The 19,794-nt window shown below is 63.9% G+C and carries 17 protein-coding genes and 1 pseudogene; 8 read left to right on the plus strand and 10 right to left on the minus strand.

The annotated features are described in order from the left end of the window. Nucleotide 1: 1 nt before the first annotated feature. Entirely contained in the window at nt 2-895 is an 894-nt protein-coding gene (locus NKH19_RS07205) for a dienelactone hydrolase family protein (protein WP_352865242.1), read from the minus strand. Between the two features lie 246 nt (nt 896-1,141). On the opposite strand from NKH19_RS07205, the gene NKH19_RS07210 reads away from it, so the two are divergent. Together NKH19_RS07210 and NKH19_RS07215 are read left to right on the plus strand one after the other, a co-directional pair. Beyond that, nucleotides 1,142-1,291 carry a hypothetical protein gene (locus tag NKH19_RS07210; protein WP_352865244.1) on the plus strand — a complete coding sequence of 50 codons (150 nt, stop codon included), beginning with the start codon at nt 1,142-1,144 and terminating at the stop codon, nt 1,289-1,291. 9 nt (nt 1,292-1,300) lie between these two features. Continuing rightward, nucleotides 1,301-1,732 carry a hypothetical protein gene (locus tag NKH19_RS07215; protein WP_352865246.1) on the plus strand — a complete coding sequence of 144 codons (432 nt, stop codon included), beginning with the start codon at nt 1,301-1,303 and terminating at the stop codon, nt 1,730-1,732. Between the two features lie 237 nt (nt 1,733-1,969). Here NKH19_RS07215 and NKH19_RS07220 read toward each other — a convergent pair whose 3' ends face one another. Further along, complete coding sequence (locus tag NKH19_RS07220; RefSeq protein ID WP_352865249.1) at nt 1,970-4,285, minus strand: glucose/quinate/shikimate family membrane-bound PQQ-dependent dehydrogenase; 2,316 nt, start codon at nt 4,283-4,285, stop codon at nt 1,970-1,972. 307 nt (nt 4,286-4,592) lie between these two features. Here NKH19_RS07220 and NKH19_RS07225 point away from each other — a divergent pair, with 307 nt between their 5' ends. From NKH19_RS07225 to NKH19_RS07235, 3 genes are all read left to right on the plus strand, one after another. Further along, a complete protein-coding gene (locus tag NKH19_RS07225) occupies nt 4,593-7,262 on the plus strand; it encodes an ATP-dependent helicase (RefSeq protein WP_352879983.1) in 2,670 nt (889 codons plus the stop codon). A 53-nt stretch (nt 7,263-7,315) separates the two neighbouring features. After that, entirely contained in the window at nt 7,316-7,804 is a 489-nt protein-coding gene (locus NKH19_RS07230) for a Panacea domain-containing protein (RefSeq protein WP_352865254.1), read from the plus strand. 111 nt (nt 7,805-7,915) lie between these two features. Continuing rightward, the gene (locus NKH19_RS07235) at nt 7,916-8,566 is read left to right on the plus strand and encodes a hypothetical protein (RefSeq protein ID WP_352865257.1); all 651 of its coding nucleotides are present in this window, start codon (nt 7,916-7,918) and stop codon (nt 8,564-8,566) included. Nucleotides 8,567-8,577: 11 nt separating this feature from the next. Here NKH19_RS07235 and NKH19_RS07240 read toward each other — a convergent pair whose 3' ends face one another. The 5 genes from NKH19_RS07240 to NKH19_RS07260 all read right to left on the minus strand — a co-directional run bounded on the left by NKH19_RS07240 (nt 8,578) and on the right by NKH19_RS07260 (nt 13,561). Beyond that, entirely contained in the window at nt 8,578-9,630 is a 1,053-nt protein-coding gene (locus NKH19_RS07240) for an ABC transporter permease (protein ID WP_352865260.1), read from the minus strand. Beyond that, a complete protein-coding gene (locus NKH19_RS07245) occupies nt 9,627-10,424 on the minus strand; it encodes an ATP-binding cassette domain-containing protein (RefSeq protein WP_352865262.1) in 798 nt (265 codons plus the stop codon). The genes NKH19_RS07240 and NKH19_RS07245 overlap by 4 nt, the downstream gene beginning before the upstream one ends. Before the next feature lie 86 nt (nt 10,425-10,510). Further along, nucleotides 10,511-11,524, minus strand: a complete 1,014-nt coding sequence (locus NKH19_RS07250) for a substrate-binding domain-containing protein (protein WP_023757039.1) — start codon at nt 11,522-11,524, stop codon at nt 10,511-10,513. A gap of 100 nt (nt 11,525-11,624) precedes the next feature. Continuing rightward, nucleotides 11,625-12,533 (minus strand): sugar phosphate isomerase/epimerase family protein, encoded by a 909-nt coding sequence (locus NKH19_RS07255; protein ID WP_352865264.1) that lies wholly within the window; start codon nt 12,531-12,533, stop codon nt 11,625-11,627. Beyond that, on the minus strand, nt 12,530-13,561 hold the full coding sequence (locus NKH19_RS07260; protein ID WP_352865267.1) for a Gfo/Idh/MocA family protein: 1,032 nt from the start codon (nt 13,559-13,561) through the stop codon (nt 12,530-12,532). The genes NKH19_RS07255 and NKH19_RS07260 overlap by 4 nt, the downstream gene beginning before the upstream one ends. Before the next feature lie 195 nt (nt 13,562-13,756). Between NKH19_RS07260 and NKH19_RS07265 the strand changes: the two genes are divergently transcribed. Next, entirely contained in the window at nt 13,757-14,782 is a 1,026-nt protein-coding gene (locus NKH19_RS07265; RefSeq protein ID WP_352865269.1) for a LacI family DNA-binding transcriptional regulator, read from the plus strand. Nucleotides 14,783-14,807: 25 nt separating this feature from the next. Here NKH19_RS07265 and NKH19_RS07270 read toward each other — a convergent pair whose 3' ends face one another. Together NKH19_RS07270 and NKH19_RS07275 are read right to left on the minus strand one after the other, a co-directional pair. Then, a complete protein-coding gene (locus NKH19_RS07270; RefSeq protein ID WP_352865271.1) occupies nt 14,808-15,122 on the minus strand; it encodes a ferritin family protein in 315 nt (104 codons plus the stop codon). A gap of 171 nt (nt 15,123-15,293) precedes the next feature. Next, nucleotides 15,294-15,660: pseudogene (locus tag NKH19_RS07275) on the minus strand (trimethylamine methyltransferase family protein); the annotation flags it as partial. A gap of 160 nt (nt 15,661-15,820) precedes the next feature. On the opposite strand from NKH19_RS07275, the gene NKH19_RS07280 reads away from it, so the two are divergent. Next, a complete protein-coding gene (locus tag NKH19_RS07280) occupies nt 15,821-17,296 on the plus strand; it encodes an esterase-like activity of phytase family protein (protein WP_352865273.1) in 1,476 nt (491 codons plus the stop codon). A gap of 56 nt (nt 17,297-17,352) precedes the next feature. Here NKH19_RS07280 and NKH19_RS07285 read toward each other — a convergent pair whose 3' ends face one another. Continuing rightward, entirely contained in the window at nt 17,353-18,141 is a 789-nt protein-coding gene (locus NKH19_RS07285) for a L,D-transpeptidase (RefSeq protein WP_352865275.1), read from the minus strand. 170 nt (nt 18,142-18,311) lie between these two features. Here NKH19_RS07285 and NKH19_RS07290 point away from each other — a divergent pair, with 170 nt between their 5' ends. Beyond that, nucleotides 18,312-19,784 (plus strand): MATE family efflux transporter, encoded by a 1,473-nt coding sequence (locus NKH19_RS07290; protein ID WP_352982077.1) that lies wholly within the window; start codon nt 18,312-18,314, stop codon nt 19,782-19,784. Nucleotides 19,785-19,794: the final 10 nt, after the last annotated feature.

Genomic DNA, 19,794 nt, shown 5'->3' on the forward strand with positions numbered 1-19,794 from the left:
GCTACGCCAGCTTCTCCTTCAGGAAGGCGATCGTGCGTCCCCAGGCGAGATCGGCCGCTTTCTTGTCGTAGCGGGCGGCCGAGGTGTCGTTGTTGAAGGCATGGTTGGCGCCTTCATAGACATAGACCGTGTATTCGACATGCGCGGCGTCGAGCGCCTTCTTGAAGGCATCGATGCCGGCATTGATGCGCTCGTCCAGTCCGCCATAGTGCAGCAGCAAGGCCGCCTTGATGTCAGACACATCGGCGGCGTTCGGCTGCATGCCGTAATAGGCGACGGCGGCATTGAGATCGGGCGCGTTGACGGCAAGCATGTTGACCGTGCCGCCGCCCCAGCAGAAGCCGACGGCACCGACCTTGCCGTTGCCGTCCTTGTCGCCCTTGAGGAAAGCGACAGTCGCTACACCATCGGCAATGGTCTGCGCCGAATCGAGCTTGGTGAACATGTCGCGCGCCTTGTCCTCATCGGCCGGAGTGCCGCCGAGCGGCGACAGAAAATCCGGCGCCAGCGCCACGAACCCTTCCAGCGCCACGCGTCGCGCCACGTCGCGGATATGCGGGTTGAGTCCCCTGTTTTCATGCACGACGATGACCGTGCCGAGCTTGCCCGCCTGATCCGCCGGCTTGACCAGATAGCCCTTCATCTCGCCAGCGCTGCCGGGATAGCTGATGTCCTCACCCTTCACCCGCGGATCGTTGTCGGCGACGATTGCCGCCTGGGCGGAATTCGCCCCCAGAAGCGGCGCGATCGCCGCCGCCGCCGCGCCCGATCCGGCAAGCCTGGTCAGTTGCTCCATGAAGCGGCGGCGATCGAGCGTCAGATGCGTGTATTCGTCATAGGCATCGATCATCGCCTGAGTGATGGCGGGCTTGGTGTTGGCTTCGGCTTTCGTCATGGATGCGCTCCTCGGCTTCGGAAAGTCTCGTTGCGGCGCAAGATAGGGCCGAGACCTGCATGGTCCAGTCACGGTTGGGTGACGGTGCTCACCCGAAAGCCTTGATGCGGCAGAACCCGCTGCAATCACATTTTGGTCATTTTCGACAATCTTGATGCTGCTGCCACAATGTTAGGGAAGCTGCCGGCGGCGGTCTCGTCCCTGCCCTGCATCTGCACTCATTCCGACCAAGAAGGAACAACACCCATGACCTTCTCCACCCCGATCCTCGCCACCGTTTTCGTGCTCGCCGCTGCCTCCCTGCTGGCACTGCGCTCGGCCGCTTCCACCAGGCGATCGATGATCAGGGTCCGCGGTAATCAGCGCCAGCCTGCATCCAAGAAAACCCAAGGTTGAGGTCAGACCATGAACGTCCAGGATATCGTCAACACCGTCTCGCAGAAAGCGGGCCTCGACCAGGCGACGACGGAGAAAGTCGTCGGCACCATTTTCTCGGTGCTCGAACACGAGGCGGAAGGCACCAGCGCCTCGGCGTTTTTCGCCAAGATCGCCGGCGCTGATGATCTCGCCCACCAATATGACGTCATGGCCGCCGCTCCGGCCGGGGGCGGCTTCCTGTCATCGCTGCAGGGCGCAATTGGCGGCGTTTTGGGTGAAAAAGCCGGCGCGCTGGTCAACGGCCTCGCCGCGCTCAAGGCATCCGGCCTCGATTTGGCGCAGATCCAGAAGGCCGGCGAAATGCTGGTCCAGCAGGCCGAAGCAGCCGCCGGCCCTGATCTCACCAACCAGGTGCTCGGCTCGGTGCCCAGCCTGAAGAGCCATCTCGGGCTTGGCTGATCGTTTCGCTACTGACGCCGCGTAGCGCTGCCCCTCATTGCCCTGCCGGGCATTTCTCCCCGTATAGCGACGGGGAGAAAGACGCTTTCATCGATGGTTTCGTCAATCGCCAGCGCTGCAGGAATTGCCCCTTCTCCCCGTCGCTATACGGGGAGAAGGTGGCGGCAGCCGGATGAGGGGCGGCGCGATGTTCCGAAAGATCGCCCGTGCAAAAGCTGACCTCTCAGAAACAATCCCCTACTTCGGCAGCGCGTAGGCCATCACATAATCCCCCGGCTTGGTGCCGACCGAACCGTGGCCGCCGGCGACGATGACCACGAACTGGCGACCGTCGGCGACCGTGTAAGTCATAGGCGTCGATTGCCCGCCGGCCGGCAGCCGCGCCTGCCACAGTTGCTTGCCCGATGTCAGGTCATAGGCGCGCAGATAGTCGTCGACCGCGGCCCCCAGGAAGGCGACGCCGCCGGCGGTGATCATCGGCCCGCCGATGCCGGGCACGCCGACCTTCAGCGGCAGCGGCAGCGGCGTCATGTCGTAGACGGTGCCGTTGCGGTGCTTGTAGGCGATGGTGCCGGTCCTGAGATCGGCGCCCGCGACATAGCCCCAGGGCGGCGCCTGGCAAGGAATGCCGAGCGGCGACAGGAATGGTCCCATCACCACCGCATAGGGCGCGCCCTCGTTGCGGTTCAGTCCCTGCTCGCTGCCGCGCCCCTCGTCCGGCGGCGGTACCTGATCGCGCGGAATGAGCTGCGACTTGAACGCCAGATAGGTCGGCATGCCGAACAGCACCTGCCGGACCGGATCGACGGCGACGCCACCCCAGTTGAAGGTGCCGAAATTGCCGGGATAGATCAGCGAGCCCTGGACGGAAGGCGGTGTGTAGCGGCCCTCATAGCGCAGGCCCTGGAATTCGATCCGGCAAGCCAACTGGTCGAACATGGTGAGACCCCACATGTCGGCGCCGGTGAGCGGCTTCGGCATGAAGGTAAGATCCGAGACCGGCTGCGTCGGCGATGTGTGGTCGCCCTCGATGGCGCCGCCGGGCGCCGGCACTTCGTTGACCGCGATGACCGGCTCGCCGGTTCGGCGGTCGAGCACATAGAGGTCGCCCTGCTTGGTCGGCCCGACCAGTGCCGGCACCACCGTGCCGTCGGCCTTGGTGATGTCGATCAGGCTCGGCTGCGCCGGCACGTCCATGTCCCAGAGATCGTGGTGCACGGTCTGCCGCACCCAGCGCAACTGCCCGGTGTTGAGATCGAGCGCGGTGATCGACGACGAGAACTTCTCGACATTGGCGCTGCGCCCGGCGCCGAGTTGATCCGGCGTCTGGTTGCCAAGCGGCACATAGAGCAGGCCGAGCTTCTCGTCGGCGCTCGGCGTCGACCACATGTTGGGCGAGTTGGCGGTGTAAGTCTGGCCGGCCGCCAGCGGCGTCGTCTGGTCCGGATTGCCGGAATCCCAGTTCCATAGCAGCTTGCCGGTGGCAGCGTCGTAGGCGCGGATGACGCCGGACGGCTCCTGGGTCGAATAATTGTCGTTGACCGCGCCGCCGACGATGATCTTGCCACCTGATATCAGCGGCGCCGAGGTCGAGTAATAATAGCCCGACTTCGGATAGGGCATGTTGGTCAGAAGGTTCAGCGTGCCGCCCTCGGCGAAGCTGGGGCAGACCTGGCCGTTGGCGGCGTCGAGCGCGATCAGCCGCGCGTCCGAGGTCGGCAGGTAGACGCGGGCAGCGCATGGCTGGCCGGCGGCGATGGCCGCATCGGCATAATAGGACACGCCGCGGCAAGTCTGGTGCTGGCGGTCCTTGTCGAGCTTGACCTTGGGATCGTAGCGCCATTTCTCCTTGCCGCTCGCGGCGTCGATGGCGATGGCGAAATTGTGCGGCGTGCAGATGTAGAGCGTGTCGCCGATCTTCAGCGGCGTCACCTGATAGGTGGTCTCGCCGATGTCGTCCGGACCCTTCACGTCACCAGTCTGGTAGGTCCACGCCGGTTGCAGCTTGGCGACATTGTCCGGTGTGATCTGGTCGAGCGGCGAATAGCGCTGGCCGAACTGCGTGCGGCCGTAATAGTGCCATTCGCCGGCCGGCACATTGTTACCGAGGTTGGCGTTGGGGATCACCTTGTCGGTGTCGAGTTCTCCAGCGATGTCCTTCGGATCTGCTGTCATCGAATAACCGGCGACGGCAAGCGATGCCAGCACGGCAAGGATGAGCGGCGCGCGCGCGTCAGGCCCGGCAAGACCACGCCTCGCCGACGGCGTCAGCAGCCATAGCGCCACCAGCACGATGATGCCGCCGCGGGGCCCAAGTTCCCACCAGTCGAAGCCGGTCTCCCAGACGGCCCAGGCCAGCGTGCCGAGCACGATCGCCGCGTAGAGCCACAGCGCGGTGGATCTGCGTCGGTAGAGCAGCCAGGCGGCGATCAGGAAGGCGAGGCCGGCGACGATATAGTACCAGCTGCCGCCCAGCGAAGCCAAGCGGATACCGCCGCCGCCGAGCGCCAGGCCTATGAGCAAGAGGACGAGGGAGGTGGTGGTGACAGCCAAGATGATACTCCTTCGACTGTTGCGCTTTGCGACGCCAAGGACAGCCCGACGCAATCGTTCCTGCCCAGGACACAACTTTCTCCTGACCGCCGCGCCTGTCAAGTTGGCCACACGCCATGGTGGCAATCCATCTTGCTTGTATCAGGGTTTCCAGCAGTCTCGGCGCCATGACGACCGACGAGGCGCGCTCGTTCGGTTTTCGTCACTCTCGGTTACTGCAAGGCCTGAACGGCGATATCAGGCACTTTGCCGGAACAAAACGTAGACACTTCTGGTCTTTCGCCCCCGAATCACTACATTCGGGGCGATGTCCGGCTTTTCCGAAGACATGCCCTTTTTCGATGAACCCAATGCGCGGCCCTCGGCCCCGTCGGGTATTGCCGCGCGCGCCATGGCTGCCCGTGGCGGCCACAACAATGCACCCGACTATCTGAAGGGGCTGAACCCCGAGCAGCGGCTGGCGGTGGAAACCACCGAAGGTCCGGTTCTTGTGCTGGCCGGCGCCGGCACCGGCAAGACCCGCGTGCTCACCACCCGCATCGCCCACATCCTCGCCACCGGCAAGGCCTTCCCGTCGCAGATCCTGGCCGTCACCTTCACCAACAAGGCCGCCCGCGAGATGAAGATCCGCATCGGCGTCCTGATCGGCGAAGGCAATGTCGAGGGCATGCCGTGGCTCGGCACCTTCCACTCGATCGGCGTCAAGCTGCTGCGCCGCCATGCCGAACTTGCCGGATTGAGATCCGACTTCACCATCCTCGACACCGACGACGTCGTGCGGCTGATCAAGCAGCTGATCCAGGCCGAGGGACTCGACGACAAGCGCTGGCCGGCCAAGCAGTTCGCCCAGATGATCGACGGCTGGAAGAACAAGGGGCAAGGTCCGGCCGACATCGCCGAGGGCGACGCGCGCGCGTTCGCCAACGGCAAGGGCCGTGAACTCTACAAGGCCTATCAGGAGCGGCTGAAGACCCTGAACGCCTGCGACTTCGGCGATCTTCTCTGCCACCCGATCCGCATCTTCCGCGCTAATCCGGATGTGCTGAAGGAATACCACAAGCGCTTCAAATACATCCTCGTCGACGAATATCAGGACACCAACACCGCCCAGTATATGTGGCTGCGGTTGCTGGCGCAGCGGCCTGATGCCGGGCGCGCGTCGACATCGACGGATGTGCGATCGGCCGAAGGCCGCAAGCCCGACCGGGCGTCGGCCGGCCAGGCCGCCCCCGCGGAGGCCAGCGAGCGAAGCTCGCGTACGGCCGTGAGCGACAACAAAGTAAACATCTGCTGCGTCGGCGACGACGATCAATCCATCTATGGCTGGCGCGGCGCCGAGGTCGACAACATCCTGCGCTTCGACAAGGATTTCCCCGGCGCCACCATCATCCGCCTGGAGCGCAACTACCGCTCGACCGCGCACATCCTTGGCGCCGCCTCCCACCTCATCGCCCACAATGAGGGCCGTTTCGGCAAGACGCTGTTCACCGACCGGAACGAGCCGGATGACGGCAAGGTGCATGTCCATGCCGCCTGGGATTCCGAGGAGGAAGCCCGCGCCGTCGGCGAGACCATCGAGACCTACCAGCGGCAAAAGCACAATCTCAACGACATGGCGATCCTGGTCCGCGCCTCCTTCCAGATGCGGGCCTTCGAGGACCGCTTCATCACGCTCGGCCTCAACTACCGCGTCATCGGCGGCCCGCGCTTCTATGAACGTCTGGAAATCCGCGACGCCATGGCCTTCTTCCGCGTCGTCGCGCAAGGCGCCGACGACCTTGCCTTCGAACGCATCGTCAATGTGCCCAAGCGCGGCCTTGGTGAAGCCACCATCCGCCAGATCCACGACACGGCGCGCGCGCTGCGCATCCCGATGCTGGAAGCCGCCGCCAAGCTCGCCGAAAGCGACGAACTGAAGCCGAAACCGCGCGCAGCCCTTCGCGAAGTGGCTGCCAATTTCGAGCGCTGGCAAAAGGCGCTGGAAACAACGCCGCACACCGAACTCGCCGAGACCATTCTCGAAGAGAGCGGCTACACCGACATGTGGAAGAACGACCGCTCGGTCGAAGCGCCAGGCCGGCTGGAGAACCTTAAGGAGCTGATCCGCTCGATGGAGGAGTACGAATCGCTGCGCTCCTTCCTCGAGCACGTAGCACTCGTCATGGATGCCGAGCAGAATGCCGGGCTCGACGCCGTCAGCATCATGACGCTGCATTCGGCCAAGGGCCTCGAATTCGAGACCGTGTTCCTGCCCGGTTGGGAGGAAGGCTTGTTTCCGCACCAGCGCGCGCTCGACGAAGGCGGCCGTTCCGGATTGGAGGAAGAGCGCCGCCTGGCCTATGTCGGCCTGACGCGGGCCAAGAAGAACCTGCATATCTGGTTTGTCTCCAACCGCCAGATCCACGGCCTGTGGCAGTCGACGATCCCGTCGCGTTTCCTCGAAGAATTGCCGAACGCCCATGTCGAGGTCGCCGAAAGCGGCAACTCCTATGGCGGCTACGGCAATTCATACGGCGGCGGTTCTTTTGCCTCCGGTCGCGGCGGTCAGGGCGCGGGAAGACAGAACCCCTATGGCGCTTCGCGCTTCGACAATGTCGGCGCCGACACCGAAAAATCCGGCGCCTTCTCCAACACCTATGCGACGCCAGGCTGGCAGCGCGCGCAGGCCAACCGCACCGAGGCCACCGACCGCAACTGGGGCTCGCGCTCCGGCCATCAGGTCGAGCGCATCGGCTATGGCGAGACGGACAGCGGCTACGGCGCCGGCCGCACCTCGGTCAAGGGCCGCACCATCGACGGCGAGCTGGTCGCCAAATCCGTCGCCGACAAGCCGTCCGCCTTCAACGTCGGCGACCGCGTCTTCCACCAGAAATTCGGCAACGGCAACATTTCCGCCATCGAAGGCAACAAGCTGACCATCGACTTCGACAAGGCCGGCCAGAAACGCGTGCTGGACGGGTTCGTCGCGGCGGTGTGAGCGCATTTGCAATTTGCCTGACATCCGGGAACAAATAGGGTACAATTTCTTGCATGGCCTACGACTCACGTTATATTGCAAATTTGGTGCTCGATCGTGCGGACGCAGAAGGGCTGGGGATTACAAATCTTGAGATCAACAAAATAATATATTTTCTGCATTCCACATATCTAGCTAATTTTGGAGAGCCGTTAATTGAAGCAAAGATCGAGGCTTGGGACTACGGTCCAGTAATTAGGGAGATATATTCGGAATTTAAATCTTTTGGAGCTGCCGATATTAGAACAAGAGCCACGAGGCTCGATTTAAATTCTTTGAAGAGAGTGCCCGTATACGAAACTATAAGCGGGCCTGATGCAAATTTCCTGCATCCGATAATTGACAAATACATGCGCTTGGGGGCGACAAAACTTGTGAATATGTCCCATGAAAAAGGTGGGCCGTGGGACCTAGTGTATAATGCTTCGGGGAGGAGCAATCCTGGAATGGAGATATCCGACGATCTCATCCAGCAATATTTCTTACGTCAAACCCGGCACTAATGAGGAACGCTCGTGCAGATAAGCAAACTTAGCAGGCCTCCCTACGCTCACAACTGGGTCCGATATGTTTTTCCGGATCGCGCCCGAACGACGAAAGAACTCGTTAGATTTGTGACCGGCTTTCCAACGACTACGTATTCTGCGGCGTCGCCGATTATTCGAGACCGAATTGTCTATGGACTCGATCGGCGCACCGCGTTGATTGCGGCAATGTCGAAGGGACGCGCAAATAGCCGTGGTATTGTCGGCGAGTACGTTGAGGCGTTTTATGACTACGATGAAAAAAGGGGCTACTTCGGCAAGCCGTGTTTTGACGAAATAATTGAACCATTTCGAGTTGGTAAGGGGCTTGTCGTTCCCGTGAAGCCCCTCATAACCATCATTGAGAATGGGCTTCAGGTTCCTATCTTTACAGTGGGTTGGGCAAACTTCCCGTTGACCATCTGGCAAATGCGTTTGCTCGCCACGATTTTTGAGGATGCTGTGTTTTCGCTAACCGATTTTAGGAAATCGCCTGGCGAATTTCTCTGCTTCCCAAAAGTTGGAAAAGGCGATTCAGCGAAACGCCAGCCCCTCGTGTGGAACCGCGGTGACTTTGAGCTTCTCTCAAGAAATGAATTACGCGAGTGCCTCGATGAATTTCTGTTGGCGCTAGAAGACGCGAAAATTATTTTAGAAGCAGCACATCGGAAAGAACAGGCCGAGGCTCCGGTTGTTGAAGAGAAACCATTGGGTGAAACACCACTATTCGACTGGCGCTAAATGCGGCTGAGCTACCGATACCGCGCCTGGTTCCACTTATGCCCCAGCAGCGACAGGATGATGATCAGCCCGTTGAAGAACTGCACGTAGAAGCCGCTCAGGCCCGCCGCTACGACGCCGGTCTGGATGAACGACACGGTGACGGCGCCGATAGCGCCGCCGACGACGGTGCCGATGCCGCCCCAGGTCGGGGTGCCGCCGACGAACACCGATGCCAGCACCGGCAGCAGATAGCCGTCGCCGGCTGTCGGCCACCAGGTGAAGTTGATCATCACCGAGAAGGTGCCGGCGATCGCCGCTCCGATGCCGACGAAGACGAACACCTTCACCCGCACACGCTTGACGTCGATACCCATCTGCTGGGCGCTGTCGGGGTTATCGCCGACCACCCTCACCTGCGCACCGAAGCGATGGCGGTTGTAGAGCATCGCCGACAGCACGACAAAGGCGATAGCCCAGAAGACCTGCACCGGGATGCCCATGAGCTGACCGGAGAAGATCGTGTAGGCCCAGCTGTCGGCAAGGCTGGTCAGCGCCATCGACTTGCCCTCGTTGATGATCTGGATCAGGCCCCGCAGCAGGAAATTCATGCCGAGCGTCGCGATCAGCGACGATAGCCCGCCATAGACCACCAGCGACCCGACGAGGAAACCGAGCAGCATGCCGGTGATCAGCGCTGCGACTATGCCGAGGAACGGATCATAGCCGGCCTGCACGACCAGCGCGAAGACCCATGAGGCAAAACCCATCGTCGCCGGAAACGACAGGTCGATCTCGCCGCAGGTGACGACGAAGACCAGCGGCACCACCACGAACAGCGCCACCGGCAGCGTGGTCAGCACCGAGCGGTAGAGGTACCAGGTGGTGAAGACCGTCGGGTTGGCGATGATGAACACCGCCATCATGATGATGAACACGCCGAGCGTGCCGAGCGAGGCGCGGTTGTCGAGGATGAAGCCGCGCATCCAGTGATCGGATGGGTGTTTCCATTCCTTCTGAGGGCTACCTTGCCGGGAAATGCCGGCGGACGGCTCGTGCAGATCGGGCTCCATGGTCTTGCTCATCGCGTTGCCTGCTCCGTATCGCCGGTGTCATGCAGTCCGGCCAACCCGCCCGGGTGCGCGACGTCTTCCATGAAATTGATGAGGTCTTCGGCCGACTTGACCTGGCTGCGGTCGGTCGTCAGTGCGACCTTGCCGCGATCCAGCACGACGAAGCGATCGGCGATGTCGAAGACATGGTGGATGTTGTGCCCGATGAACAGGATCGAGCGGCCGCTCGCCCGCACCTGGCGCACGAAATGGAAGACCTTGGCGGTCTCGGTCAGCGACAGCGCGGTCGTCGGTTCGTCGAGGACGATCAGCTCCGCCTGCTTGTAGATGGCGCGCGCGATCGCCACGCCCTGGCGCTCGCCGCCGGACAGCTGGCCGACGATCGAATGCGGCGTGAACACTTTCGAGGTGAAACCGATCTCGCGCATCAGCCGGCTCGCCTCCTCGATCTCCTTGTTGACCCTCAGAAAGCCCATGAAGCCGGTGAGTTCGCGGCCCATGAAGATGTTGCGCACGATGGTCTGCTGCACGGCCAGCGCCCGATCCTGAAACACCGTCTCGATGCCGGCGTCGCGCGAGCGTGCCGCGCTCCATCCGGTAACCGGCTTGCCGCGCACCAGGATCTCGCCGCTGGTCGGCTTGACCACGCCGGACAGGATCTTGATCAGCGTCGACTTGCCGGCGCCATTGTCGCCGATCAAGCCGACCACCTCGCCGCGGTCGACGCTGAGATTGACCCCGCCCAGTGCATAGACGTGGCCATAGGACTTGCTGATATCGCGCAGTTCGATGAGACGTTCGGCCATGGCGGTCCTCGCTTGATTGTCTCGTGCCGGCTTCTCGCCGGCGGTTCCGCCGGCCGGGCCTGAACCCCGGCCGACGGCTTGGGAGGTCAGCGCAGCGCCTGCTTGGCAAGCTCGGCGACGATCTCGTAATTGTCGGGCGTGACGAAACCGGCGCCGGTGTCGACATTCATCGGCGCCAGGCCGAGCACCACCTGCTGGCAGAGGCTGAGGATCGGCAGATAGCCTTGCAGGAACGGCTGCTGGTCGGCCGTCAGCTGCACCCAGCCGCCCTTGAAACCCTCGACGATCTGAGGGCTGGTGTCGAAGCCGAAGTTGAAGATCTCGCCCGCCTTGCGTCCCGCCGCCTGCATGTAGGTGGGAACATTGCCGAGCATCTGCCCGCCGGGATAACCGACCGCCTTGACGTCGGGATTGTTGAGCAGTGCCGCGGTGATCACCGGAATCGCCAGATTGGGATCGGACGCCCATTCGCCACTTGGCGGCGACGACAGCTGGATGACTTCGACGCCGGCCTCCTTGAGCGCCGCCACCGTGCCGCGCTCGCGCGCGCCACGGGCCTCGTTCTCGAACGGGCCGATCATGATCGCCTTGTCGCCGGCCTTGAGCTTGCCGAGCTTGAACGCCTCGGCACCGAGCGCGCGGCCCTGCTGCTCCTGCTGGGCGCCGACATAGCCGCCGCCGAACGCTTCCACCACCTTCGGCACCGGCACGTTCTGGTACATCATCTTGATGCCATCCTTGTGCGCCTGCTCGGCCAGCGGCATGATCGCGCCGTCGCCGGGATGGCCCATCATGGCGATGCCGTTGGGCTTGACCGCGACCGCCTCTCGCAATTGCTGCACCATCTTTTCAACGTCCCATTGGGAGAAGATGTAGTCGACCTTCGGTCCGAGATCGGCCGCCGCCTGCTTGGCGCCATTGTAAACGATGGTACCGAAAGCGTCGCCCTCGGCGCCCCCGACGAAAAAACGGATATGGACGTCCTTGCACCATTGGGCGTCGAGCGCCTGCGCGGGCAAGGTGGAAATTGTGGCGCAGAGCGCCGTGGCGGCGGCCACGACGGTCGAGCGCAGAAGTGTCGTTCTCTTCGCGATGCTCATGCACTTATCCTCCCTTTTGTCCTCGCAATCCGAGGGCTTTCAACATTCGCTTCGGCAGTGCGCCGCGGACTTCCGGCTGGCTCCCCCCGCCGGTCTGCTCTCACACCGGGTTTGGCAGGTAGCTGGCGCCTCCCCGGCATTGCTTCAGATATTCCAGGGCCCGTGCCTGGCCTGTGATTTCCAGATCGCCGCGATAGACCGGATCGTGCCAGCCCTCGATGTCGATGGCGCCCTTGTAGCCGGCCAGCCGCAATTCGCTGATCACCCGCGTCCAGTCGCTGTCGCCGAAGCCCGGCGTGCGCATCTGCACGAAAGGCAGCCGACCGAACACGCCATGCTCGCGGATCACGTCCCAGCGTACCGTCGCGTCCTTGCCGTGGACGTGGAAGATGCGCGGCGCCCATTTGCGGATCTGCGGCATCGGATCGATCAAATAGACGAGCTGGTGGCAGGGCTCCCATTCGAGACCCAGATTGTCGTCGGGCACTTCGTTGAACATCAGCTCCCAGGCGTCCGGATTGTGGGCGATGTTCCAGTCTCCTAGAGCCCAGTTGCCGTCCATGGCGCAATTCTCGAAGGCGATGCGCACGCCCTTGTCGGCGGCGCGCCTGGCCAGCGGCCCCCAGACCTCCTTGAAGCGCGGCAGGCTGTCGGTCAGCGGCTTGCCACGCAGGCGCCCAGTGAAGCCGCTGACCATCGAGGTGCCGAACAGATGCGCATTGTCGATCACCGTTTCCCAGGCCTGGAGCACGCCGCGGTCGACATCGCCGCTCTCCAGCGGGTTGCCGAACACGCCGAGCGAAGACACCGCGACATCGGCATCGCCGATCGCCTCACGGATCTGGCCGGCGAGCCGCGGCAGGTCCTTGCCGCCCAGCGTCTGCCAGAAGAAGGGCTGGATGCTCTCGAAGCCGAGCGGCAGGATCGCCTTGATGTAGGCCGCCGGGTCGTCGAGATTGGCCCGCACCATGGTGCCGATCCGGATGTCGAGAAGCGGGTTTGGCGTCATTGTGCGTCCTCTGCGATCGTCACCCGGCGGCCGGTCTCGGCGCTTTCGATCGCGCCAAAAACCATGGCCAGGCTCTTGATGTTATCAGCGCCGTGCGTCTCCGGCTCGGTGCCGGTCTCGATGGCGCGGATGAAATCCCTGATAATGCCGAGATGGCCATCGATGCGATCGGCCGGATCGAGCGGTGGCACTTCGATCGGCTGGGTCTTGTCAATCAGGCCGTCGCGGCCCGGCACCACCACTTCTGCCTTCAGCCCGTCGTGGCCGTCCCAGACCAGGCTGCCGCGCTCGGCGACGATGCGCCAGCTGCCCTCCCAGCTGGTGCGGAAGCCGTCGGCGCACCAGGAACCGGCATAGGTGAAGACCTTGCCCCCACCGAGATCGAAGACGGCGCTGGCCGACGATCCCTGCCGGTACCACGAATTGGCCGGCTCCCATTCCTGGCAATAGACGCCGGCCGGCTCGCCGGCGACCATGTAGCGGGCGGCGTCGAATGTGTGGATCGCCATGTCGAGCAGCAGCACATGCGCCATCTCTTCGCGAAAGCCGCCGAAATGCGGCGCGACGAAGAAGTCGGCGTGGATGCTGGTCGGCGCGCCGATGGCGCCGGAGTCCAGAAATCTCCGGATGCGCCTGACATTGGCGACATAGCGACGGTTCTGGACGACGGCATGGACACGCCCGGCCTGGCGGGCCGCCTCGACGATGGCCCGCGCATTCTCCGGACTGTCGGCGAGCGGTTTTTCCGTCAAGAGATGGCAATGATGGGCAAAAGCGGAAAGCGCGACTTCGCGCCGGGCGGCGGGAACCACCACATCGAAGACCGCGTCAGGCCGGGTCTGGCCGAGCACGGCGTCGAGGTCGCTGCCGATGACGGCATTGGTGAGGTCGTATTCGCGCGCCCTCGCCCGCGCCCTGTCGGCGTCGAGGTCGACAAGGCCGACAATGGCAAGCCCGTTGATCTGCCGCACGGCATCGAGCCAGGCTTTGCTCATCGCTCCGCAGCCGACCAGGACGACATTGATCATCCAGCACTCCTCCCTCTCGGTCCCTCCAGACCGATCGTCACGGCATTCACGGCAAGGCCGTAAACGGTTTTCCGTAAACGTTTACGAGAACACACCCGAAGGCGTAGAATGTCAATTGGCCGCTCGCGAAAATCGTCTTGTCGCCTTGGCCTGGGCGGCTGCCGGTGCTAGCCAAGCAAGGGGGAGAACAGTCACTTGGCATCCAGCATTCACGACCTTGCCCGTCACCTGAACATTTCGATCGGCACGGTGTCGCGCGCCCTCAACGGCCGCGCCGATGTCAATGCCGACACGCGCCAACGCGTGCTCGAGGCAGCCAGGACGCTCAACTATTCGCCGAACCAGTCCGGCCGCAGTCTCAGGCAAGGCGCCACCCATTCGATCGCCTTCATGCTGCAGCCGCATCCAGGCGACCAGCAATATGGCGAGCCGTTCTTCATTCCGTTCCTGATCGGGCTGCAGGCCAGGCTCGCCGAAAGCGGACTCGACCTGATCGTGGTCATGGGTGCGCCCGGCGACTACCAGCAGGAGCGGCTGCGCCGTGTCGTCGAGACGCGCCGCGCCGATGCGGTGCTGCTGGCCTGGACCCGGCGCGAGGACGAGCGCATCGACTATCTCACCCAGACCGGTTTTCCGTTCGCCACGCTCGGGCGCAGCCGTTCCGGGGCCAAGTCCTACCCTTCCCTCGACCTCGATTTCGAAAAAGCCGGAGCCGATGCGGTCGACCGCCTCGTCGCGCGCGGCCACCGCCGCATCGCCGCCGTCCGCCCGTCGCTCGATCTCAACTTCGTCTACCTGTTCCTGGCCGGCTACCGCAAGGCCCTGCGGCGGCACGGCATCGAGGTCGACCCCGAGTTGATTGCGTCCGGCTTCATCAACGAGGCCGGCGGCTACGAGGTGACGCCGCGGGTGATGCGCTCGAAAGACCCGCCAACCGCCATCATCTTCAACAATGACGCGATGGCGCTTGGTGGCTGCAAGGCGCTGGCCGAGATGGGCATCAGGCCGGGTCACGACATGGCGGTGACCGTCATCGTCGACACACCGCTCTGCCGCTACTTCTCGCCGGCGCTGACCGCCTTCCGCCCGGCGCTGGAGCCGATGGGACAGCGGCTCGCCGAAATGCTGCTGGCGTCAATGCCGGCCTTCGCCGGCCCGGAAGGTCCGCGGGTCATGCGCGAGGTCTGGCCGCTGGAGCTGATCGCGCGCGACAGCGATTGATCGTGGGCGAGGCCGGCAAAGACGCTCAATCCACCTTCTCCTCGCCCTTCTCGCCGGCCTTGACGATGTCACCGGTGGTGAACAGGATTTCCTTCAGTTCCGCCCGCCAGTCCTCCTTCTGGCGCAGCAGGAATTCGAGATCCATGCCGAAATGCTTGAACTCCTCGCCTTGCGCGTTCTTCATGATGGCCCGCGCTTGCGCGTCTTTTTCCACCGACATGCGCTGTTCGTACCAGCTGATCGCTTCCGCCTCCTCGATCAGCGAGGTGATCATGCGGGCAAAGGTCCGCACCTCCTGCGTCAATTCTTCGGGCGGTTCGTGATACTGGTCGAATCCCATGTCGTCCTCCCACAATGGCTGGCAAATGCGACAAGGCACCGGCCGTAACCCTGAATGTCTTGGGACGCCGCTGGTTCCGCGGCGTGGCCGCAATTCGGCAGGAGCAAGAAATCAAACGCCCGTAGCGGCGCTGTCTCACGACACCGGCGCCGCTCCACCCTCCGCCGTTCGCGTGCCGAATGCCGGTGCACCCGACTTCATGTCGACATTGGAGGAGAAGGAGCCGTAGACGACCGGCGCACCGGGCCGCACGAGCTGCGCCAGCGTCAGCCCGGCCAGCGCTTCGGCATGCTGCAGCGTCAGCGCGCCGGCAACGGTAATCGGCGCCATGGCGCCCGCCAGGCAGAACGGCGTGATCACCGAGACTTGGCCCGCATGTGCAAAATCGATGATGCCTTGCGCCATCGGAATGTCGGCGCGGCGAGTTGGTGTTGATGACGGTGTAACAATGGGCGCCTGCCAGAAACTCCTCCTGCGACAAGCCGCGCGCCAGCTGCAGCATCTCGAAGCCGTCCTCGATTTGCGGTGTGCCGCGCGCGCGAACACGAACCTGGCATGCATCATGCGCTGTCACGCAAGCATCATGTTCGCGCCGTAGACCGCGCTTCGGGAGGTGCTAGCTGCATCATCGTTGTCGCACCTCTTCAGCTTTTCGTCCCGCGGCCGCTCCGGCACATCTGTCACAAAGAGGACTATCCATGAAACACCTGTACCGAACCGCGTCGCTCGGCATCGCGCTGGCCTTGTTCACCGCCTTGACGCCGGCGCTCGCCGACAGCACCGCGACGATCGGCGGCCTCGTCAACAAGGGACTGGTCGGCGTCGGCCGCATCCCGGCCGCTCTGCGTGACAAGTTCGGCGAGACGTTCGGCTCGGGCTCCGGCATGTCGATCGACACCGCCAGCTGGACGCATGACGCGAGCGGCTACAAGGGTTCGCTCTGGCTGCTTCCGGACCGAGGCTACAATGTCGTCGGCACCACCGACTACCGGCCGCGCCTCAACACGATCGGCATCGAGTTTACCCCGGTCACACCAGGTGCGGCACCCGCCGCCGGCCAGGAGCAGACGGGCATCACGGCGACGCTTATCGAGACCATGCTTCTCACCGACGACAAGGGCGCCGATGCCACCGGCCTCGATCCGCTCAACGGCGTGCGCGCGGCAAGCGGCGACATGCCGATCCTGCCCGAAGCCAACGGCAAGCTGGCGCTCGACAACGAGGCGATCGCGCGCCTGCCCGACGGCACCATGTTCATCTCCGACGAATACGGCCCCAACATCTACCGCTTCTCCGCCGACGGACATCTGTTGTCGGCGACCCAGCCGCCGGCGGCGCTGGTGCCGATGCGCCGCGGCGCGCCGAACTTCGCCTCGGACAATCCCGGCCCGGGTGCCGCCGAGCCCGATCCGAAGGATCCCGATAGCGGCCGCCAGAACAACCAGGGCCTCGAAGGCATGGCGATGACGCCCGACGGCAAGTTCCTGATCGCCGTGCTGCAGTCGGCACCCAGGCAGGATGGCGGCGATTCGCCCGCGACGCGCCAGAACACCAGGGCGCTGGTCTATGACGCATCCGACCGCGCCCATCTCAAGCTGGCGCATGAGTATGTCGTGCCGCTGCCGGTGTTCACGGATGCCAAGGGCAAGACCAAGATCGCCGCGCAAAGCGAGATCGTGGCGTTGTCGGATCAGACGTTCCTGATGCTGGCGCGCGACAGCGGCAACGGCCAGGGCGTGAAGGGCGACACCTCGCTGGTGCGCCAGATCTTCGTCGTCGACGTCTCGGCCGCGACGGACATCGCCGGCGGCGCGTTCGATGCCGCCGGCAAGCCGCTGGCGCCCAAGGGCGTGCTCGACCCATCGGTGACGCCGGCCAAGCTGACGCCGTTCATCGACATCAACGACAATGCCGAGCTCGGCCGCTTCGGCCTGCACAACGGCGCGCCGAACGACAGGAACAACCTGTCGGAGAAGTGGGAGGCGATGTCGCTCGCCAGCGTGCTCGATCCGAAGCTGCCCGACGACTATTTCCTGTTCGTCGCCAACGATAACGACTTCCTCGCCCAGGACGGCTTCCAGGTCGGCGCGCCCTACAAGGCCGACGACGGCGCCGATGTCGACACCATGTTCCTGGTCTACCAGGTCACGCTGCCGGGCCTGGCCAAGAAGTAACGACCACTGCCCAGGCGGGCGCGCCGAGCGCGTCCGCCTGAGCAGATCGTGAAGGCTTAGTTCAGCATCTCCGCATCCCTTGGCACGCCGGCATCGATCGGCTCGGCAGTCCTGTTCGACACGGCGGTGATCTTGCCGGCGGCCGACAGATTGGGGCGCACGAAGACCGGCGCGACGCCGTTGACCCGGCTGTAGAGGTCGATGATGTCCTGGTTCATGAAGCGCACACAGCCCGACGATGCGTTCTTGCCGATGGAATCCCACTCCGACGTGCCGTGCAGCCGGTACATCGTGTCCTTGCCGTCGCGGAAGAGATACAGCGCGCGGGCGCCAAGCGGGCTCTGCGGGCCGGGCGGCATGCCGTCCTTGTATTTCGCCAGTTCCGGCCGGCGCTGGATCATTTCCGGCGGCGGTGTCCAGACCGGCCATTTCTTCCTCGCCTGAACCACCGCGCTGCCGGTCCATCCGAAACCGGCCTTGCCGAGGCTGACGCCGTAGCGGATAGCCTTGCCGCCATCGCCCACCAGATAGAGGAAGTGCTCGGACGTATCGACGACGATCGTGCCGGGTTTCTCTCCGGTCGGGTCGGACACGATCTGGCGCACGAATTTCGGATCGAGCTTGGCCACCGGGATTGCCGGCAATTGATAGCCCTCGTCGGTGCGCGCCGCATACATGCTTGCGGCATCGCCGAAAGCCGGATCGCTTGGGGGTGCCGCCACCGGCGGCGGCGCCACGTCCGTCGTGGTGCACGCCGAAAGCGCAATCGAGGCCGCGCCCAAGGCGGATGCACCGAGAAACGCGCGCCGGCTCAGGCGCTCGGAAAACAGCGGAATATCGGACATGAACCCCCCGGTCTATCCAAGATCTAGTAGGAATGCGGCCCCACGCATCAAGGATCAATATCCCATTCCTGAAGTTTTGAGAACATGATTAGATCAAGGCAGACCTGTCCCGTGGAATCGGCGATCATCGTGGACCGGACTTGAGACAAACCTTCGCCGAGTTGCCAGCCATGGACGAAAAAATGCCCTCGCGCCGCCGCACCGGCGACCTGACCAGCGGGCCGATTCCGCGCACGCTTCTGCTGTTCGCACTGTCGGTGCTCGGCTCCAACGTGCTGCAGTCGCTCAACGGGTCGATCAACGCGGTCTGGGTTGGCCGTTTCCTCGGCGAATCGGCACTGACCGCCACCTCCAACGCCAACCTCGTCCTGTTCCTGATCCTCGGCACGGTGTTCGGCATCGGCATGGCGGCGACCATCCTGGTGGCCCAGTCGGTCGGAGCCCGCGACCTGCCGGAGGCGCGCCGCATCGTCGGCACAAGCGCCACCTTCTTCTTCCTCGTCTCGGTGGTGTTCGCGGTCTGCGGCTGGATCTGGGTCGACGCCATCCTGGGCGCGCTGGGCACGCCGGCCGACGCCCTGCCGCTGGCCCGCTCCTACCTGCGCATCATCTTCATCGCCGTGCCGATGATGAACCTTCTGTCCTTCGTCATGACCGTGCTGCGCGGTGCCGGCGATTCACGCACGCCCTTCTTCTTCATGGCGCTGGCCGTCGTCCTCGACATCGTCCTCAACCCGCTGCTCATCCGCGGCATCGGGCCGTTTCCCGAACTCGGCATCGCCGGCTCCGCTACGTCCACGCTGATCGGCCAGACCGTGAGCGTGATCGCCATCCTCATCGTGCTCTATATGCGCAAGCATCCGCTGCGGCTGGCCGGCGCCGATCTCGCTTTGCTGCGGCCCGACCCCTCCTTGCTGCGCATCGTCGTCTTCAAGGGCGTGCCGATGGGGTTGCAGATGATCGTCATCTCGGCAGCAGCACTGACGGTGATGGGCATGGTCAATTCCTACGGTTCGCAAGTCGCCGCCGCCTACGGCATCGCCGCGCAGCTATGGACCTACATCCAGATGCCGGCGCTCGCCATCGGCGCCGCGGTTTCCTCGATGGCGGCGCAGAATGTCGGCGCCGGGCGCTGGGATCGGATCGGCCGCATCGCGGCGTCCGGGGTCGGATTCAACATGGTCCTGACGGGCGCACTGGTTGCCATGCTTTCCGTTTTCGACCGCCCCGTGCTGAGCCTGTTCCTGAGCGGCGATAGTGCCGCGATCGACATCGCTATCCACGTCAACACCATCGCGTCGTGGTCGTTCATCCTGTTCGGTATCACCATCGTGCTGTTTGCCACGGTGCGCGCCACGGGCGCCGTGATGCCGCCGCTGGTCATCCTGGTGATCTCGGTGCTGGTCGTGCGCACCGGCTTTGCCTATTTCATGCGCGGCGTGCTCGGTGAGGAGGCGCTGTGGTGGAGTTTTCCAGCCGGCTCGATCACGTCGCTGGTTCTGGCGGCGGCCTACTACCGCTTCGGCGGCTGGCGGACCTTGCACATGATCGAGAACAGGCCGGCCGCCGGCGAACCACCGGATACCGGGCTTGGCGTGCCGCGCCAGCGCGCCAACATGGCGCCCGAAATGCCGAGCGGCTGAGCCCGAGCGG

The sequence above is a fragment of the Mesorhizobium sp. M1338 genome (assembly GCF_040318045.1).
Taxonomy (GTDB): domain Bacteria; phylum Pseudomonadota; class Alphaproteobacteria; order Rhizobiales; family Rhizobiaceae; genus Mesorhizobium.

Coding starts and splice junctions, on each gene's coding strand:
- NKH19_RS07205 (WP_352865242.1), bottom strand. CDS start 895: ATGACGAAAGCCGAAGCCAACACCAAGCCCGCCATCACTCAGGCGATG.
- NKH19_RS07210 (WP_352865244.1), top strand. CDS start 1,142: ATGACCTTCTCCACCCCGATCCTCGCCACCGTTTTCGTGCTCGCCGCT.
- NKH19_RS07215 (WP_352865246.1), top strand. CDS start 1,301: ATGAACGTCCAGGATATCGTCAACACCGTCTCGCAGAAAGCGGGCCTC.
- NKH19_RS07225 (WP_352879983.1), top strand. CDS start 4,593: ATGTCCGGCTTTTCCGAAGACATGCCCTTTTTCGATGAACCCAATGCG.
- NKH19_RS07230 (WP_352865254.1), top strand. CDS start 7,316: ATGGCCTACGACTCACGTTATATTGCAAATTTGGTGCTCGATCGTGCG.
- NKH19_RS07240 (WP_352865260.1), bottom strand. CDS start 9,630: ATGAGCAAGACCATGGAGCCCGATCTGCACGAGCCGTCCGCCGGCATT.
- NKH19_RS07245 (WP_352865262.1), bottom strand. CDS start 10,424: ATGGCCGAACGTCTCATCGAACTGCGCGATATCAGCAAGTCCTATGGC.
- NKH19_RS07250 (WP_023757039.1), bottom strand. CDS start 11,524: ATGAGCATCGCGAAGAGAACGACACTTCTGCGCTCGACCGTCGTGGCC.
- NKH19_RS07255 (WP_352865264.1), bottom strand. CDS start 12,533: ATGACGCCAAACCCGCTTCTCGACATCCGGATCGGCACCATGGTGCGG.
- NKH19_RS07260 (WP_352865267.1), bottom strand. CDS start 13,561: ATGATCAATGTCGTCCTGGTCGGCTGCGGAGCGATGAGCAAAGCCTGG.
- NKH19_RS07270 (WP_352865271.1), bottom strand. CDS start 15,122: ATGGGATTCGACCAGTATCACGAACCGCCCGAAGAATTGACGCAGGAG.
- NKH19_RS07280 (WP_352865273.1), top strand. CDS start 15,821: ATGAAACACCTGTACCGAACCGCGTCGCTCGGCATCGCGCTGGCCTTG.
- NKH19_RS07285 (WP_352865275.1), bottom strand. CDS start 18,141: ATGTCCGATATTCCGCTGTTTTCCGAGCGCCTGAGCCGGCGCGCGTTT.
- NKH19_RS07290 (WP_352982077.1), top strand. CDS start 18,312: ATGGACGAAAAAATGCCCTCGCGCCGCCGCACCGGCGACCTGACCAGC.